Origin of the sequence: Aequorivita aquimaris (genome assembly GCF_001573155.1) — a bacterium.
In the GTDB taxonomy this organism is placed as follows: domain Bacteria; phylum Bacteroidota; class Bacteroidia; order Flavobacteriales; family Flavobacteriaceae; genus Aequorivita; species Aequorivita aquimaris.
Genome location: NZ_JRWG01000003.1, coordinates 102,952 through 119,405, shown reverse-complemented (window position 1 = coordinate 119,405; position 16,454 = coordinate 102,952). Strand labels below are relative to the sequence as shown.

Annotated in this window: 18 protein-coding genes; 13 read left to right on the top strand and 5 right to left on the bottom strand. The window is 40.2% G+C overall.

What is annotated here, in order from left to right:
• Positions 1-86 precede the first annotated feature (86 nt).
• Positions 87-653, top strand: a complete 567-nt coding sequence (locus tag LS48_RS05895) for a hypothetical protein (RefSeq protein ID WP_062620977.1) — start codon at positions 87-89, stop codon at positions 651-653.
• Positions 654-772: 119 nt separating this feature from the next.
• Entirely contained in the window at positions 773-1,474 is a 702-nt protein-coding gene (locus LS48_RS05890) for a TlpA family protein disulfide reductase (protein WP_062620976.1), read from the top strand.
• 42 nt (positions 1,475-1,516) lie between these two features.
• Here the strand turns inward: LS48_RS05890 and LS48_RS05885 are convergent, their stop codons facing one another.
• Entirely contained in the window at positions 1,517-2,437 is a 921-nt protein-coding gene (locus LS48_RS05885; RefSeq protein WP_062620975.1) for a lytic transglycosylase domain-containing protein, read from the bottom strand.
• A 59-nt stretch (positions 2,438-2,496) separates the two neighbouring features.
• A complete protein-coding gene (locus LS48_RS05880; RefSeq protein WP_062620973.1) occupies positions 2,497-3,156 on the bottom strand; it encodes an alpha/beta fold hydrolase in 660 nt (219 codons plus the stop codon).
• A gap of 251 nt (positions 3,157-3,407) precedes the next feature.
• On the opposite strand from LS48_RS05880, the gene LS48_RS05875 reads away from it, so the two are divergent.
• Both LS48_RS05875 and LS48_RS05870 read left to right on the top strand, forming a co-directional pair.
• Positions 3,408-3,707 carry a GNAT family N-acetyltransferase gene (locus tag LS48_RS05875; RefSeq protein ID WP_062620971.1) on the top strand — a complete coding sequence of 100 codons (300 nt, stop codon included), beginning with the start codon at positions 3,408-3,410 and terminating at the stop codon, positions 3,705-3,707.
• Positions 3,708-3,787: 80 nt separating this feature from the next.
• Complete coding sequence (locus tag LS48_RS05870) at positions 3,788-4,423, top strand: hypothetical protein (protein ID WP_062620969.1); 636 nt, start codon at positions 3,788-3,790, stop codon at positions 4,421-4,423.
• Between the two features lie 4 nt (positions 4,424-4,427).
• Here LS48_RS05870 and mtaB read toward each other — a convergent pair whose 3' ends face one another.
• The gene (mtaB, locus tag LS48_RS05865; protein ID WP_062620967.1) at positions 4,428-5,762 is read right to left on the bottom strand and encodes a tRNA (N(6)-L-threonylcarbamoyladenosine(37)-C(2))-methylthiotransferase MtaB; all 1,335 of its coding nucleotides are present in this window, start codon (positions 5,760-5,762) and stop codon (positions 4,428-4,430) included.
• 143 nt (positions 5,763-5,905) lie between these two features.
• Here mtaB and LS48_RS05860 point away from each other — a divergent pair, with 143 nt between their 5' ends.
• Together LS48_RS05860 and LS48_RS05855 are read left to right on the top strand one after the other, a co-directional pair.
• Positions 5,906-7,525, top strand: a complete 1,620-nt coding sequence (locus tag LS48_RS05860) for an ABC transporter substrate-binding protein (RefSeq protein ID WP_062620964.1) — start codon at positions 5,906-5,908, stop codon at positions 7,523-7,525.
• 37 nt (positions 7,526-7,562) lie between these two features.
• Positions 7,563-7,844, top strand: a complete 282-nt coding sequence (locus tag LS48_RS05855) for a hypothetical protein (RefSeq protein ID WP_062620962.1) — start codon at positions 7,563-7,565, stop codon at positions 7,842-7,844.
• Here LS48_RS05855 and LS48_RS05850 read toward each other — a convergent pair.
• Both LS48_RS05850 and LS48_RS05845 read right to left on the bottom strand, forming a co-directional pair.
• Positions 7,841-9,016, bottom strand: coding sequence for a GlmU family protein (locus tag LS48_RS05850; RefSeq protein WP_062620960.1), 1,176 nt, complete (start codon positions 9,014-9,016; stop codon positions 7,841-7,843). The two genes, LS48_RS05855 and LS48_RS05850, sit on opposite strands and share 4 nt — an antisense overlap.
• 182 nt (positions 9,017-9,198) lie before the next feature.
• On the bottom strand, positions 9,199-9,480 hold the full coding sequence (locus LS48_RS05845; RefSeq protein ID WP_045079611.1) for a type B 50S ribosomal protein L31: 282 nt from the start codon (positions 9,478-9,480) through the stop codon (positions 9,199-9,201).
• Positions 9,481-9,666: 186 nt separating this feature from the next.
• On the opposite strand from LS48_RS05845, the gene LS48_RS05840 reads away from it, so the two are divergent.
• From LS48_RS05840 to LS48_RS05810, 7 genes are all read left to right on the top strand, one after another.
• Positions 9,667-10,209 carry a DUF4199 domain-containing protein gene (locus LS48_RS05840; RefSeq protein WP_062621499.1) on the top strand — a complete coding sequence of 181 codons (543 nt, stop codon included), beginning with the start codon at positions 9,667-9,669 and terminating at the stop codon, positions 10,207-10,209.
• Positions 10,210-10,212: 3 nt separating this feature from the next.
• Entirely contained in the window at positions 10,213-11,160 is a 948-nt protein-coding gene (locus LS48_RS05835; RefSeq protein ID WP_062620958.1) for a glycosyltransferase family 2 protein, read from the top strand.
• A 110-nt stretch (positions 11,161-11,270) separates the two neighbouring features.
• Positions 11,271-12,986: a phospho-sugar mutase gene (locus LS48_RS05830; protein WP_062620955.1), complete on the top strand. Its 1,716-nt coding sequence runs from the start codon at positions 11,271-11,273 to the stop codon at positions 12,984-12,986.
• Entirely contained in the window at positions 12,986-14,812 is a 1,827-nt protein-coding gene (locus LS48_RS05825; RefSeq protein ID WP_062620952.1) for an ABC transporter ATP-binding protein, read from the top strand. Before LS48_RS05830 ends, LS48_RS05825 begins: the two co-directional genes overlap by 1 nt.
• 73 nt (positions 14,813-14,885) lie before the next feature.
• The gene (locus LS48_RS05820) at positions 14,886-15,437 is read left to right on the top strand and encodes an RNA polymerase sigma factor (protein WP_062620949.1); all 552 of its coding nucleotides are present in this window, start codon (positions 14,886-14,888) and stop codon (positions 15,435-15,437) included.
• Between the two features lie 23 nt (positions 15,438-15,460).
• On the top strand, positions 15,461-15,961 hold the full coding sequence (locus LS48_RS05815; RefSeq protein WP_062620946.1) for a hypothetical protein: 501 nt from the start codon (positions 15,461-15,463) through the stop codon (positions 15,959-15,961).
• A complete protein-coding gene (locus LS48_RS05810) occupies positions 15,958-16,419 on the top strand; it encodes a hypothetical protein (RefSeq protein WP_062620943.1) in 462 nt (153 codons plus the stop codon). Before LS48_RS05815 ends, LS48_RS05810 begins: the two co-directional genes overlap by 4 nt.
• Positions 16,420-16,454 lie beyond the last annotated feature (35 nt).

Below are 16,454 nucleotides of genomic sequence, written 5' to 3'. Positions count from 1 at the left end.
GCAAAATAATTTAACCCGCAAGTTACAAAATCTTCATAAAAGTGTTTAGATTTTATACCTTTGCAGCCCATTGATAAAGACGATACATGTATAATAAAAATATAAAACTAGTTTTAGCTGCCTTGGTACTCGGGGCTGCGGTGTGGCAATTTACCGAAACTAATATCGGCAACGGTATTATGCTAATTTTGCTTTCTCTGATTTTCGTTTTTTTGTATTTTAAGAATGAAATCATCCTGCTCGCCTTTCTCCGCCTGCGCAAACAAGATTTTCCCGGCGCCAAAAAATGGTTGGATAAAATTAAGGACCCCGGTGCAGCACTCGTTCCAAAACAAGAAGGTTATTACAATTATCTGAACGGCCTGATGGTTTCGCAGACCAATATGGTGGAAGCCGAAAAATATTTCAAGAAAGCCGAAAAATTGGGCTTAAATATGTCTGCGGATATGGCAATGACAAAGTTGAACCTTGCTGGAATTGCAATGACCAAAAACCGCAAACGCGAGGCAGAACAACTCATGGCAGAGGCTAAAAGTTTAGATAAACACAAGATGCTGGACGAACAGATAAAGATGATGAAGCAGCAGATGAAAAAGATGGGACAGCCCAGACAGCAGTTCGGTCGCGGTGGCCGCGGCGGGAGAAGATTCTAATTTTTTCCAAACAAAAATTATCTTTTGAATTCTGTCTTTAAACGAGATTAAAGACCCAGTTGTCGAATAACATCCTGTTAACCAAGTAAATGACCTATCTTTGCCCAAAGCTTTCGCTTATGGGTAGAAAACTACTTTATCTCTTCTTATTGCTTTCGTTTACAACGCAATCACAGATTGGGCAGGGAGATTATTTTTCTGAAGCCATTGGAAAAAACATAAGAAAATACACGAAAAATTCACAAAAGGCCTATGCCGAACACGATTTTGAACGTGCGGAGTTTTTATTCGATTCGCTTATAAACAACGTCATTAACGGAAGCTATCTGGACAATTTTAAGGTACGCAAGCTTTCCGGCAGAAAAATCGAGCTGTATAAGTTTGAAAAGCCCATTTTTCTGATGACCTATGCCTCCTGGTGCACGCCGGGCGTTGGGGAGATTCCCGCCCTTAACGAGGTAGCCGAAAAATATTATAAGGATATTGATTTTGTAATTCTTTTTTGGGACACAAAACAGAGCGTTCGAAAATCCTCACGTGAATATTCAAACAAAATAAATATTGTTTATGTGGACGAAAAGGAAAACAAGAACGACCACATTGTTCAAATAATGAAGCACAGCCTCGGTTTCCCCACTTCTTTCTTTATTGATGAAAACAAACGCATTGTAGATGTAAGGCGCGGTGTATTGCATCCGTACAATGAAAAATATGAAATTTCATTTGAGCTCAACCACAACTCTTTCCTAAACGGAATTTCACTTCTAAAAAATTTAGGAGAAGACGACAAAGAACATTTGGCATCAAAACAAAACCCGTGAGAAATGCTTCTCACGGGTCGTAATTTTCACTTAGACATCAATTTATTGATAGTATCCCTTCTCGGGAATTTCAATAAAGTACTCCTTGCCAGAAGCATTTTTCAAATATGTATCCCGCAACCAAGGATTGTGAAGTTTTAAGATTTTGTAATTTATTCCGTAAGGTTTTACCCATTCCGACCAATCGTCCACCGGCGTATCCACTTTTACCGTGTAGGTTGGGATATTTGTGTACAAATCTTTTTCCCTAAAGTTGAAACCGTATTTTTGGGGATTGTTCATTATCTCCTTTAAGGCCAGAATCCTAAAGACATATCTGCTGGTTTCTGTGTTTAGCAGTAAATCGTAATAGCTGGTTTCCTTTTGTCGGTTTATCTGTTTGTTCATTCCGCCAACACCCGCATTATATGATGCTGCCGCCATTGTCCAACTTCCAAATTTCTCTTTGGATTTTTTCAAATATTCCGCAGCTACCATTGTTGCTTTTTCCAAATTGTAACGTTCATCTACATAATCGTTAATTTCAAGGCCATATTCAAGGCCTGTTCCCTTCATAAAATGCCAAATCCCTGAAGCTCCGGCAGGTGAACTTTGGTACTCCAAGCCACTTTCGGCAACGGCTAAGTATTTGAAATCGTCTGGCAAGCCATATTTTTTCAGCAAAGGTTCAATCTGTGGAAAGTACTTGTTCGCCCTTTTAAAGAGCAGCAGTCCGTTGGATTGCCAGTAGGTGTTCACCAACAATTCCCTATCCATCCGCTCGCGAATATCCGGATTGTGGAGCGGTACGGGCTCTCCTGCAAAATCCATTTTTTCTGGCAATGGCAAAGCATAAACATTGTAGTCATTGACCAATTTTTTTTCAAAATTCTCATCTGTGGGCGCATCCTGAACCGCGTGGATGCTAAGGGCACTAACTGCAATTATCAATATGCCCAACCCTATTTTACCTATCATTTTCATATCGTCTTATTTTTAATAAAGATACTTATTTCATCAATTCTTAAGTGGTAAAGAATACATTATTCTTCAAAAATCTCCAAAAGCTTTTGTGAAATTTCTCTCCCTCTATTTAGAATCATAATATGAGTTCCGCCTTTAATAACTTCACATTGGTCAATATATTTTATAGGAAAAACAACGTCTTTCTCACCATGAATGTGGATTACGTCCTGAAGTTTCTCTTTCTTACCCCAAGTTATCATCTTTTCGAGCGCCCAATCCAAATATTGCTTATCCCGAACGTGCAAGTATTCCTGATAAAGCGACAGGCGCTTTTTTGTTTTGGGACCGATGGAATATTTCGTCAAATCGTCGGCACTTAAAACCAGACCGGTGGGTATCAATTTGTAGGCCTTTGTTAAGCTGGCCAATTTCATCCTTCGCGGTAGCTCATTCTTGCTTTTTACACTTGAAATAATAATTAATTTTTTCACTTTCAGAAAATCGCTCATTTCCTGTGCCACTACCCCACCGAACGAAACCCCAATAAGAATTGGATTCTTTTCTTGTATGCGCCTTGCCATTCTTTCTGCATAGGCTTTTAAGCTTTCATTTTTTTCGGGAATCAACCATTCCAAAATATGCACTTCATAGGTTTCGGGAAATTTGATATTTCGAAATATTTCGCTTCCCGCAGCCATCCCCGGAACGAAGTAAATATGTGTTTTTTCAGAATTCATAAGTCTTTTGTGAAGAAAATGGCAAAGCCCAAAGATTATTCGTAAATTTACGGGTACAAAGATAGAATTATATAACCGTTTCTTAACAACTGGAAAATTTCAGTAATAATTTGCTTTGAATACAAACCGAACACCGAAAAGTAGCGTATATAATAATAACTTTTTAAGGTACCGTATTCCGTATCTTGAAAGTGACCGTTCCATATCACTGCATTCTGAACACCCTTTTTTCAAAATAAAAATGACTCCCAATGATTGAAGATGTAGAAATTACCGACAACGAGTTTTTGAGACAGTTCGAACTCGAAATTGGCGACAACATGGCCCGCATAGAATATGCTTTGCAGGACCGAAAAATTTTTCTCACCAAATATGAAATGCCCGAAGATCTCGAAGAGCAGGGTTTTCGTGAAATTTTTATCAAAGCCGTTTTTGAGGAAGTAAAAAACCGTGGCATAAGCTTGGTGCCAACAAGCCCAGAAATTGCAGGTTTTATGCGAAAAAACCGTCGGAAATATAAAGATTTGCTTCCTGTGGGCATCAATATTTAGAATAATGGTCCCTACAAGGTTTCCGAAATTTTGCAGGAATAAATCCTTAATTGCCTTTTCTCCACCAAATGCCCCTTTAAATGAAATATCTATATTGGTTACTCATACTCGCCTTCCTTTTTTCCCAACAAAGCTATGGGCAATTCTGGGAGAATAACTATTTGTATGGAAATATTGGGATTACGGGAGGAAATTACTTTGGTGCAAATGTAGGAGCAAACTTGATTTTCAACGAAAAATATTTTATAAACGTAGGGATACTTTCGCTACAAACAGAATCCAATGAAAAACCAAATGACTATTCCGCAGGGAGCGGAATACTTGGAAGTGGCGATTCAGATATCATGGACAGGTACAATACGCCTTTTGTTACGGCAGGGTATGTTTTAAAGTTAAGTTCCAAATTTAGGGTAATATTCGATGGAGGATTGGGACTTCAGTTCCGTCATTACGCCACTGATTTTAAGGTTCACGAGTCCAATGGAACCTTTGGCGGTTTTAATTATGGCAGCAGCCCTTCACACGATTTTGAATGGAAAAACGATGTTTCGGCGGCATTTATCATTCATCCACGCTTGGAATTTCTCCTCTCCCACATTTATGGCGTAGGGATTTCACCATTGTTTATTTTGAACAAGAATGAAACCTTTATCGGAATAGGCATCCATAATATAATTGGAAATATAAGAAAGCGGGCAATTATTACTGACGAATAATGTGTTAATCCACCGTTGCTATAGAAAGCTCCTCAAACCGCACCAACCCATCCTCGTCAATTTTAGTAAGCGTAATTTCCTTTAAGGTGTTCACCAATTCCGGATTCCACGGCGCTTTCACTTTTACGTAATTTTCCGTGAAACCGTGGATATAGCCCTCTTTGTTTTCGCCTTCAAAAAGAACGGTTCGGGTCGTGCCCAATTGACTTTCATAGAATGCCCTTCGCTTTTTTACCGAAAGACCGCGCAACATTTTGCTGCGCTTGTTTCGCACCTTCATCGGCACTACCCCCTCCATTTCAGCAGCGGGCGTGTTGTCCCTTTCGGAATAGGTGAAAACGTGCAAATAGGAAATATCCAACTCGTTTAAAAAATGATAGGTTTCCAAAAACCGCTCATCAGTCTCGCCCGGAAACCCAACGATAACGTCAACGCCAATGCAGGCATGCGGCATTACTTCCCGAATTTTTGCAACCCGTTCCACATAAAGTTCGCGCATATAGCGGCGACGCATCAATTTTAAAATTTCATTGCTCCCACTTTGCAATGGAATGTGAAAATGCGGTACAAACGTTCGCGACTTTGCCACAAAATCAATGGTTTCGTTTTTCAGCAAATTCGGTTCTATGGAAGAAATGCGAAGCCGCTCAATACCTTCCACTTCATCCAAGGCTTTTACCAATTCCAGAAACGTGTGCTCGTGTTTTTTGTTTCCGAACTCTCCTTTTCCGTAATCGCCAATGTTTACGCCGGTCAAAACAATTTCCTTTATCCCCTGTGCCGAAATATCGGCGGCATTCTGCAGCACATTTTCCAACGTATCGCTTCGGGAAATGCCCCGCGCCAAAGGAATGGTGCAATAGGTACATTTGTAATCGCAGCCGTCCTGCACTTTCAGAAAAGCCCGCGTTCTGTCGCCAATGGAATAGGAACCCACGTAAAAATCTGCATCCTCTATTTCACAAGAATGCACTTCCCCGAAATCATTTTTGGAAAGGTCATTTAGATAATCGGTTATTTTAAATTTTTCTGTCGCGCCCAAAACCAGGTCAACCCCATCCACATCCGCCAGTTCGTGCGGCTTTAATTGTGCATAGCAACCAACGGCAGCAACAAAGGCCTTTGGATTTGCTTTTTGCGCCTGCTTTACAATGGTCTTAAAACGCTTGTCGGCATTTTCGGTTACGCTGCACGTGTTAATTACGTAGATATCAGCTTTTTCGGAAAAATCCACACGTTGAAAACCTTCTCCCTCAAAACTTCTTGCAATGGTTGAAGTTTCGCTGAAGTTGAGTTTGCAGCCGAGGGTGTAAAAGGCGACTTTTTTTGAAGAATGCATTGTTGTATTTTTGGCAATTGCGATTGCAAAAGTACAAACTAAAAACCACGAATACACGAATTATTTGTTTTGAGATTTTACTATTCTAAACCTTAAAGAGCCAATAAACCTATATATTCGTGCATTCATGGTAAATTTTTTAAATGATTAAAATTCTATCAATTTTCACCGTATTCCTCACGCTCCTATCCTGTACCAAAAAGGCAGAATCAGACCGCGACCACCTCGTCTTCCGCTATAATGAACACGGAAACATACCAACTTTAGACCCCGCATTTGCCCGAAATCCACAGGCCATTTGGCCGGATAACCAATTGTACAATGGTTTGGTACAGCTGGATGATTCCTTAAATATTAAACCTGATATTGCGAAAAGTTGGGTTATAAACGATTCCTCTTTCACCTATACATTTACCCTGCGTAATGATGTTTATTTTCATCAAAATATAGCTTTTGCAAAAATGGATTCCGCGGGGCCAAATCGATATACCAGAAAAGTTGTGGCACAAGATTTTGTGTACAGTTTTGACCGTCTGACCGATGAAAAAGTGGCATCTCCGGGAAGTTGGGTAATGAATTATGTTGAAAAATATTGGGCTGAAAACGACCATACTTTTGTAATCAGATTGAAGCAGCCCTTTCCCGCTTTTCTGGGCTTGCTCTCGATGCGCTATTGTTCGGTGGTGCCGAGGGAAGCAGTCGAGTATTATGGCAATGAATTCCGAAGTAATCCTGTGGGCACGGGACCTTTTCAGTTTAAAATGTGGGAGGAAAACGTAAAGCTGGTTTTCAGAAAAAATCCGCTGTATTTCGAAAGGGATGAAAACGGAGAAAGGCTCCCCTACTTAGAGGCCGTGGCAATAACATTTTTGCCCGATAAGCAAAGTGAATTTTTACAATTCGCACAAGGCAAGCTCGATTTCATCTCGGGTTTGGACGGCAGCTACAAAGATGAGCTTTTAACCACGCGCGGAAAGCTGCAACCCAAGTACGACGATTTGGCCTATATGATTACTGGACCGTATTTGAATACGGAATACCTCGGTTTTTTCCTCGGAACAGATACGCCCGAAATAAAAAGCAAGACCTTGCGACAGGCCATCAATTACGGCTTCGACCGCCAAAAGATGGTAACCTATCTTCGCAACGGCATGGGCATTCCGGCCATTCACGGTTTTATTCCGAAAGGCTTGCCCGGCTATGCTGAAATTGACGGTTACACCTATCAGCCTGAAAAAGCCAAAGAATTGATTGCACAATACAAAACCGAAACAGGCGACACAAAACCCGAAATTACCATCGGTACCAACAGCCAGTATTTGGATCTGTGCGAATACGTGCAGCGCGAACTCGAAAAACTCGGGATTGCCGTGACCATAGACGTAATGCCGCCTTCCACGCTTCGGCAGATGAAAAGTAGCGGAGAACTTGATATTTTTCGCGCCAGCTGGATTGCCGATTATCCCGATGCAGAGAATTATCTCTCACTGTTCTACAGCCCAAACTTTACCCCAAACGGCCCTAATTATATGCACTTCCACAATGCTACTTTTGACAGTATTTATGAAAAGGCGCTTACAATTTCAGAAATTGAGGAACGAAAACTTCTTTATACTAAAATGGATTCCATTATTGTTGAAGAAGCGCCGGTAGTGCCTTTGTTTTATGACATGGCGGTTCGGTTTGTGAATAAAAAGGTTTCGGGTCTCGGAATCAACCCGCAGAATTTTTTGGTTTTGAAACACGTAAAAAAGTCGAAATAATTTGTAAATTACAGTTTAAACTTCAAAAAGGTAAAGAATGGGATTTGGAGGTTCTGCTCTGGCAATGGCACAAACGCTTCGCAATAATGCAAAGCAACTTGCTAAACGAAATAATTATTTTGAAAAAGATGTTCCTTCAAAATTTGGAACCTCAACAAAAATTGTTGATTACAAAAAAATGTCCCCTGCACAATTTGAGGCATTCAAACAAAAACTGCGTCAAAAAGAAATAGAGCGACAAAAACGGCTAACCATTGTCTTTGGAAGCGTTATGGTAGTGATTATTGCAGCCCTGGTTTATCTTTTATTTTTTTATTAAGCCTTTCGCCACTTAGCGGTTTGCTCAAAAACATGTTCCAAAATCTTGGCGTCCATTTCTGAAAATTCAATATTTCTTCGGCCCATCACTACTTTTGCCACTTCAAAAGCCTTGTCGGTTTTATAGGTTGTAAAACCACCGCTTCCGCCCCAACTGAAACTGGGAACAAAATTCCGCGGGAAACCACTTCCGAAGATATTGGCGCTCACGCCCACAACCGTTCCGGTATTGAACATGGTGTTGATGCCGCATTTGCTGTGGTCGCCCATCATTAACCCGCAGAATTGAAGCCCCGTTCTGGCAAAACCTTCGGTTTCGTAATCCCAGAGCCGCACTTCGGCGTAGTTGTTTTTTAGGTTGGAATTGTTGGTATCTGCCCCCAAATTGCACCATTCGCCCAAAACTGAATTTCCCAAAAACCCGTCGTGGCCTTTGTTTGAATATCCAAATATCACGGAGTTGTTAACCTCTCCCCCAACCTTGCTGTGCGGGCCAACGGTGGTGTTTGTGTAAATCTTGGTACCCATTTTTAAGGTGGAATGTTCGCAAAGCGCAAACGGCCCGCGCACCAATGCGCCTTCCATAATTTCGGCATCTTTACCTATATATATGGGTCCTTCGGAAGCGTTTAAAGTGCAAAATTCAATTTTCGCGCCTTCTTCTATAAAAATATTTTGAGGGTTTTTTGTCCAAACTCCTTCGGGAATAGGCTGCGATTTTCTACCCTGGGTGAGCATTTCAAAATCGCGTTTTATTGCCTCGCCATTTTTTGAAAAAATATCCCAGGTGTACTCTATTCTCAACACATCGTTGTGAGCATATTGGATTATATTAAAAGTTTCAAAATCTACTTCCTGTCCTTCGGTCGTAAAAAAAGCTATTGGTTCCTCCTCAAAAAAGACCGCCTGGTTTTCCTCCAATCCTTTAATAATATTCGCTAAATTTTCCGATGGAAGGAAAGAAGCATTTATCAAAATATTCTTCTCAAGCTCCAAAAAAGGATATTTTTCTGAAAGATAGTCTTCGGTAACGGTAGTTGTGGTAAAGCCCAACAAGTGTTCCCACTTTTCGCGGATAGTTAAAATACCCACACGAATATCGGCGACGGGGCGTGTAAAAGTGAATGGTAAAAGCTGGTTGCGGACGTTGCCGTCGAAGAGGATGTAATTCATTTTGATTTACGATTTTAGATATTTGATTTACGATTTCCTAAAAATCGTAGCTATAAAAATACAAATTCAATATTACTCAAAAATCTACAATCAACAATCGTCTCCCGATAACTATCGGGACTAAAATCAAAAAGCCCCCGATTTCTCGAAGGCTTTTCTATGTTTTACTAAAAAAGTGAAGACTATTCTTCAGTTTTAGCTTCTTTAGCTGCAGGTTTTTTAAACTTGTCGTATTTGTTTTTGAATTTGTCAATACGTCCCGCAGTATCGATAAGTTTTGCTTTTCCGGTATAGAAAGGATGTGAAGAACGTGAAATTTCCATCTTCACCAAAGGATATTCAACACCATCAACCTCGATAGTTTCCTTTGTATCTGCAGTTGATTTAGTAAGGAAAACGTCTTCATTACTCATATCCTTAAAAGCAACTATTCTATAATTTTCTGGGTGGATACCTTTTTTCATCTCTGTAATATTATAATTTAAAATACGCTCTTCCGACCTTTCGGAATTGAGTTTGCAAATGTAAGTATTAATTGGAAATTAGCAACAAAATTCTCCACTTTTTTAATTCGTTACTAAATCGCCCGCAAATGTAACGTTTTGCTATCTTTGTTTACTAACCAACCGAACTTAAAAAACAACGTTAAAATGGAAAACCAACCTATTTCAATTAAAAAATCGGCGGTCAACTACGGCCTTATTTTAGGTGCAGTTCTTGCGCTTATGACTACCCTGATGTATGTTTTAAATCCAGACCTTTTCACAAAATGGTGGGTGGGAATTATTAGTTTCATTATAATTATCGCCTTGGGGATTGTATCCGTGGCAAAAGCAAAGGGCTTGCTCGGAGGAATAATGAATTTTAAACAATCCTTTACAGTGTATTTTATTACTGTTGCAATCGGGCTTTTGATAAGTACTGTCGTTGGAATTTTAATATTCAACATCATCGATCCGGAATTAGCCGCTTTTTTACAGGAAAAGACTTTGGAAATGACCGCTGAATTCTTACAAAAACTAGGCACTCCACAAGCTGAAATAGATAAGCAAATGGCAAAAATGGCCGAACAGGATAACTTTGCAATTGGCACACAACTGAAAAATTACGTATTCAGTCTTGCTTTTATGAGTGTTATTGGGTTGCTGGTTGCACTTATTTTCAAGACAAAAAATCCAAATCCGTTAAACTAATTGATGAATATTTCCATCGTCATACCCCTTCTGAACGAAGAAGAATCGCTAAATGAATTGTACCGTTGGATTGCAGATGTTATGCAATCCAATGGTTTTTTGTACGAGCTCATCTTTATTGACGATGGAAGTACAGACGGTTCCTGGAAAATTATTGAAAAATTATCCCGTGAAAATTCTGAGGTAAAAGGAATCCGTTTTCAGAAGAATTACGGTAAATCGCAAGCCCTGCACGCGGGTTTTGCAATGGCCAAAGGCGATGTGATTATTACGATGGATGCCGATCTACAGGACAATCCAGAAGAAATTCCCGAACTCTATAAAATGATTACCGAGGAAGGTTTTGACCTTGTTTCGGGCTGGAAAAAGAAACGATACGATTCTGTTTTGAGCAAAAACCTGCCTTCAAAACTGTTCAATTATGCTGCACGGAAAACTTCTGGCGTAAAATTGCACGACTTTAATTGTGGGTTGAAAGCTTATAAAAAAGATGTTGTGAAAACCATAGAAGTTACTGGCGAAATGCACCGCTATATTCCTGTTTTGGCCAAAAATGCTGGCTTCAGTAGAATTTCAGAAAAACCTGTTTTGCACCAGGCCCGAAAATACGGAACGACCAAATTTGGCGCCGAACGTTTTATCCGCGGATTTTTGGATTTGATCACCATTTGGTTTTTGTCACGTTTCGGAAAAAGACCGATGCACCTATTTGGCGCGTGGGGCGCATTTATGCTTTTTGTGGGCTTTTCCTTCGCACTGTATTTGGGAATCGACAAGCTATTTATCAATCCTTCGGCAAGACTTATTACTGACAGACCTGAATTTTTTATTGCCCTAATAGCAATGGTTCTGGGATCGCAACTTTTTCTTGCTGGGTTTTTGGGTGAATTGATCCTTCGAAGCAAAAAAGATTCAAGAAACTATATCATTAAAGAAACTGTCAATCAGTAATTGGGGCTTCGGAATCCAAAACATTAGCACTCTTAACGACTCAAACATTAAATCTGGAATCTTATATTCTCCTTTATTTTATTGCTATTTTTGCACTTTAATTGAAACGAATGATTTACGTAGATCCGAAAATTTTAGACCGCGTTAACCAGTGGCTCACCCCTTTTTTTGACGAAAAAACCCAGCACGAAATCAAGGAAATGATCGCTTACGATCCTGAGGGATTGGAAGACAGCTTTTATAAAAATCTGGAATTCGGTACCGGTGGAATGCGAGGCATCATGGGGCTTGGCGACAACCGAATCAATAAATATACTTTAGGAAAAAACACCCAAGGGCTTTCAAATTATTTAAAGAAGCAATTTCCAAACCAAGAAATAAAGGTAGCCATAGCTTACGATTGCCGCCACAACAGCAAGGAATTTGCGAAAGTGGTAGCCGATGTTTTTTCGGCAAACAGTATTAAGGTCTTTCTTTTTTCAGAATTGCGGCCCACGCCCGAGCTTTCCTTCGCAGTAAAATTGCTGGATTGCAAGGCAGGAATTGTTTTAACAGCTTCCCACAATCCGCCGGAATACAATGGTTATAAAGTATATTGGGAAGATGGCGGACAACTGGTGCCGCCTCAGGATGGTGAAATTATTGCTGAAATAAATTCGCTGAATTACGAAGACATAAAGTTTGAAGCGAACGAAAATTTAATCCAATTAATAGATTCCGAAGTTGACGAAGCATTCGCAAAAGCTTCAGTTGAAAACGGTACTTTTAATACTTCCCAGGAAGCTAAAGACAATTTGAAAATTGTTTTCACTTCCCTCCACGGCACTTCAATTACCATGATTCCGAAGGTTTTGGAACAGGCTGGCTATAAAAATGTTTCCATTGTTGAAGAACAGGCAGAGCCAAACGGCGATTTCCCAACGGTAAAATCTCCCAATCCCGAAGAACCAGCAGCCTTAAAAATGGCTTTGGAACTCGCCGAAAAAGAAAATGCTGACATTGTAATTGGCACCGATCCAGACTGCGACCGATTGGGAGTTGCCGTTAGAAATGACAACAATGAAATGGTTTTGCTCAACGGAAACCAAACCATGGTTTTAATGACGCATTTTCTTTTGGAACAATGGCAAAAGGCTGGAAAGTTGAACGGCAACCAGTTTGTGGCCTCCACAATTGTTTCCACGCCAATGGTGGAGAAGGTTGCGGAGCATTTCAACGTAAAATATCTGGAAGGGCTTACGGGTTTTAAGTGGATTGCCAAAATGATAAAAGACTATCCCGAACTTGAGTTTATTGGCGGCGGCGAAGAAAGTTTCGGGTATTTGGTGGGAGATTTTGTTCGGGATAAGGATGCCGTAACCGCTACCCTACTGGCCTGCGAGATTGCGGCGCAGAAAAAACACGCCGGCAGCAGTATGTTCCAATATTTAAACGAAGTTTACAATGAATACGGAAACTACCGAGAGCATTTGATTTCAATAACGAAGAAAGGAAAACAGGGCGCTGCCGAAATCTCGGCGATGATGAAAAAGCTGCGCGAAAATCCGTTTAAGGAAATTGCGGGCAGTAAAGTAATCCGGATGGACGATGTTTTAAAAGGTGAAACCACAGATTTCACAAATCAAAAAACCTTGGCATTAAACCTGCCAAAAAGCAACGTGTTAATCTATTATACCGAAGACGGTAGCAAAATTGCAGCGCGACCCAGCGGCACCGAACCGAAAATAAAGTTCTACATTAGCGTGAACACTTCCGAAAAGGATAATTTTGAAGCGGTACTTCAGAAAAAAATTGACGCTATCGCCGCACAACTAAACGTGAGTTAATGAATTATTTCAGAAAAATACTGCGCTATGTTATTCCGTATAAAAAGTATGCGTATTTAAATATCTTTTTTAATGTGCTCTACGCACTATTCAGCACCCTATCTTTTTTGGCGCTAATACCGGTGTTGCAGGTTATTTTTAGCGATCAGCGTGAAGTTGGTCAAGAGCCAGTTTACGAAAGCATCACCAAATTAACCACTTACATTCAAGATTCGCTTAACTATCATTTGGTAAAGTACATCAATGAATACGGTGATTTTAAAGTGTTGCTTTTTATGATAGGATTGATCGTTACGATCTTTCTACTTAAAAACTTGAGCAATTATCTCGCAATGTATTATTCTACTTTTTTGCGGAATGGCGTGTTAAGAGACCTTCGAAACGATCTGTACAGCAAAGTAATTCAATTTCCATTGGCCTTTTATTCTGAAAAAAGAAAGGGAGACACTATTTCTCGCTTAAGTGGCGATGTGGACGAGGTGAAAAACTCGGTGCTTTCCGTTTTGGAAATGATTGTTCGCGAGCCATTGACAATCCTTTTTTCATTGGCAACTATGCTATTTATTAGTCCCAAATTAACGCTTTTCGTGTTTCTATTTTTGCCGATTTCAGGTTTTTTGATATCGAAAGTTGGAAAGTCGTTGAAAAGAGGTTCGTTAAAAGTACAGCAAGAGCAGGGCGTTTTCCTTTCAATTCTAGAAGAAACTATGGGAGGACTGCGCATTATAAAAGCTTTTCACGCTGAAAACTTATTTCAGAAAAAATTTGAAGATAGCAACCAAAGGTTTTACAGACATTCAAATAAGGTAATGAACCGGCAGAACCTCGCTTCGCCATTAAGCGAGTTATTGGGAATTATAACCATTGGAATCCTCTTAATTTATGGTGGCTATTTGGTGTTTGTTGACAGAACGTTGGACGCTAGTTTCTTTCTTGGCTACATAATGTTGGCGTACAATATTTTAACACCCGCCAAGGCCATTGCTAAAGCAAGTTATTCTGTTAAACGCGCCGACGGTTCTGCCCAGCGTATTTTAGAATTGCTGGAAGCCGAAAACACAATTACCGATATTGAAAACCCAATACAAAAGGAAGGTTTTGACGGACTCATTTCAATCAAAAACATTTCGTTTAAATACGAGGATCAGTACGTTTTAAAGGACTTTTCACTTGAAATTCCAAAAGGGAAAACCGTTGCCCTCGTGGGCCAATCCGGTAGCGGAAAAAGTACGATTGCAAACCTATTGACACGTTTTTACGACGTAAACCAAGGCACTATCGAGATTGACGGGGTGGATATAAAAAATATTTCAAAGCAATCGCTGCGGGGCCTAATGGGGATTGTTTCGCAGGATTCCATTCTTTTTAACGATACGGTGGCGAATAATTTAAAGCTTGGAAAACCACTCGCAACCGATGAAGAATTAAAAGAAGCCGCGGAAATTAGCAATTCATACGAATTTATAAAAGACCTTCCCGAAGGTTTTGAGACCAACATTGGCGACAGCGGTAACAAACTGAGCGGCGGCCAAAAGCAGCGGTTGAGCATTGCCCGAGCGGTTCTGAAAAACCCGCCGATTATGATTTTGGACGAGGCAACTTCGGCATTGGACACCGAGAGCGAGCGTTTGGTACAGGATGCCTTGGAAAAAATGATGAGAAACCGAACTTCCATCGTTATTGCCCACAGGCTCTCTACCATTCAAAATGCCGATAATATCGTGGTACTCTCCAAAGGAAAAATCGTTGAACAGGGCAAACATCAAGAACTTTTGGAAAAAAAAGGCGTGTATTACAGTTTGGTGGAAATGCAGTCGTTGGCGTAACGGATATTAAAAAATTCCGTACCAAATTAAACCTTTCCGAAATATTTCCGTCATATAACCGATTGCGCAAACAATGGTTGAAGAACAAGAACTGGTAACCGCATTACAGACCGAAGGAGCCAAAGAAGCCGCCTTTCGGGAATTGGTGGCGCAGTACAAGGAACGGCTCTATTGGCAAATCAGGAATATGGTTTTGGACCACGATGATGCCGATGATGTGCTTCAAAACACCTTTATAAAAATTTTTAGAAATATCAATTCGTTCAAAGGGGAAAGCAAGTTGCACACGTGGATGTATCGCATCGCCGCCAATGAGTCCATCACATTTCTCAATAAAAAAGCGAAGCGAAACAATGTGTCGATTGACAATGTAAAGAGCAATGCGGTGCGCAAATTGGAAACCGACGTATATTTTGAAGGCGACCAACTGCAACTGCAATTTCAAAAGGCCATCGCAACGCTGCCCGAGAGACAACGATTGATTTTTACAATGAAATATTTTGAGGACCACACCTTTGAGGAACTTTCAGAAATACTCGAAACCTCGGTGGGCGGATTGAAAAGCAGCTATCACATAGCCGTGAAAAAAATCACGGAATTTATAAAAACAGATGAAACCTTATAATGTAACGGTATTCAAGATTTAAAGTGAAAAGAGAAGAAAATATACCCAATTTTAGCATACCCGAAGGTTATTTCGAAACTTTTGAGGAGCGCCTTTTCAGCAAAATGGCGGAAGAGAATTTTCCGAAAACCGCTGGCTTTAAAACGCCGGAAGATTATTTTGAAAAATTGGAAACACGAGTTTTAAAAGAAGTTTCAGCTTTAGAAAAACCCAATAAAGTTATCCCGCTCTTTCCGCGGAAATATTTTGGCTATGCCGCTGCCATTGCCGCTTCATTGGTAATTGGCTTTTCACTTTTCAATACCACGAGCAATACTTCGAGTCTTGATTCGCTTCAACTGGCTGCTATTGATACCTATATTGAAGAGGGCAATTTAAATATGGACCTTTACGATCTTACTTCCTATATAGAAGATGAAGACGTTCCCGATATAGATTTGGATGCGAAGTATTTTAGTGACAGTTCGCTAAAAGAATATCTTTTGGAAAATATAGATACCGAAACCTTAATTAATGAGCAATGAATAAATTAGTTATCATACTTTTCCTTTTGGCCGCAACCGTGCAGGCGCAGGACGGAAAACACGAAAAAATAAAGGCTTGGAAAACAGCCTACATTACCGAAAAACTCTCGCTCACATCTTCAGAGGCGGAAAAATTCTGGCCCATATACAACAACTTCGATGAAAAATTTCACGAGTTGCGAAAAAAGGAGCGCACCGAGATTTTCCACAAGCTCCGCAATGGTCTTGAAAATCTTTCCGATGCCGAGGCCAATGAATTGATTGACAAAAACCTATCCATTGAAACTAGTGAATTGGAACTGCGCAAACAGTTGACGGCCGAATTGCGAAAGGTGCTTTCGCCAAAAAAGATAATCACCCTTAAAAAAGCGGAAAATGATTTTAAAAGAGAGCTATTAGACCGCTACAGGCACGGCAAAGGCGAAAAAGGTGAAAAGGGTCCGAAAGGTCCTAAATAAAAAAAGCCCCAAAAATTGGGGCTTTCGTAATTTAT

Excerpts from the sequence above, each read along its gene's own strand:
- LS48_RS05855 (WP_062620962.1), top strand. The coding sequence starts at position 7,563 with ATGGGATTTGGAGGTTCTGCTCTGGCAATGGCACAAACGCTTCGCAAT.
- LS48_RS05825 (WP_062620952.1), top strand. The coding sequence starts at position 12,986 with ATGAATTATTTCAGAAAAATACTGCGCTATGTTATTCCGTATAAAAAG.
- LS48_RS05845 (WP_045079611.1), bottom strand. The coding sequence starts at position 9,480 with ATGAAAAAAGGTATCCACCCAGAAAATTATAGAATAGTTGCTTTTAAG.
- LS48_RS05890 (WP_062620976.1), top strand. The coding sequence starts at position 773 with ATGGGTAGAAAACTACTTTATCTCTTCTTATTGCTTTCGTTTACAACG.
- LS48_RS05830 (WP_062620955.1), top strand. The coding sequence starts at position 11,271 with ATGATTTACGTAGATCCGAAAATTTTAGACCGCGTTAACCAGTGGCTC.
- LS48_RS05835 (WP_062620958.1), top strand. The coding sequence starts at position 10,213 with ATGAATATTTCCATCGTCATACCCCTTCTGAACGAAGAAGAATCGCTA.
- mtaB (WP_062620967.1), bottom strand. The coding sequence starts at position 5,762 with ATGCATTCTTCAAAAAAAGTCGCCTTTTACACCCTCGGCTGCAAACTC.
- LS48_RS05880 (WP_062620973.1), bottom strand. The coding sequence starts at position 3,156 with ATGAATTCTGAAAAAACACATATTTACTTCGTTCCGGGGATGGCTGCG.
- LS48_RS05885 (WP_062620975.1), bottom strand. The coding sequence starts at position 2,437 with ATGAAAATGATAGGTAAAATAGGGTTGGGCATATTGATAATTGCAGTT.
- LS48_RS05810 (WP_062620943.1), top strand. The coding sequence starts at position 15,958 with ATGAATAAATTAGTTATCATACTTTTCCTTTTGGCCGCAACCGTGCAG.
- LS48_RS05870 (WP_062620969.1), top strand. The coding sequence starts at position 3,788 with ATGAAATATCTATATTGGTTACTCATACTCGCCTTCCTTTTTTCCCAA.
- LS48_RS05875 (WP_062620971.1), top strand. The coding sequence starts at position 3,408 with ATGATTGAAGATGTAGAAATTACCGACAACGAGTTTTTGAGACAGTTC.
- LS48_RS05850 (WP_062620960.1), bottom strand. The coding sequence starts at position 9,016 with ATGAATTACATCCTCTTCGACGGCAACGTCCGCAACCAGCTTTTACCA.
- LS48_RS05840 (WP_062621499.1), top strand. The coding sequence starts at position 9,667 with ATGGAAAACCAACCTATTTCAATTAAAAAATCGGCGGTCAACTACGGC.
- LS48_RS05860 (WP_062620964.1), top strand. The coding sequence starts at position 5,906 with ATGATTAAAATTCTATCAATTTTCACCGTATTCCTCACGCTCCTATCC.
- LS48_RS05895 (WP_062620977.1), top strand. The coding sequence starts at position 87 with ATGTATAATAAAAATATAAAACTAGTTTTAGCTGCCTTGGTACTCGGG.
- LS48_RS05820 (WP_062620949.1), top strand. The coding sequence starts at position 14,886 with ATGGTTGAAGAACAAGAACTGGTAACCGCATTACAGACCGAAGGAGCC.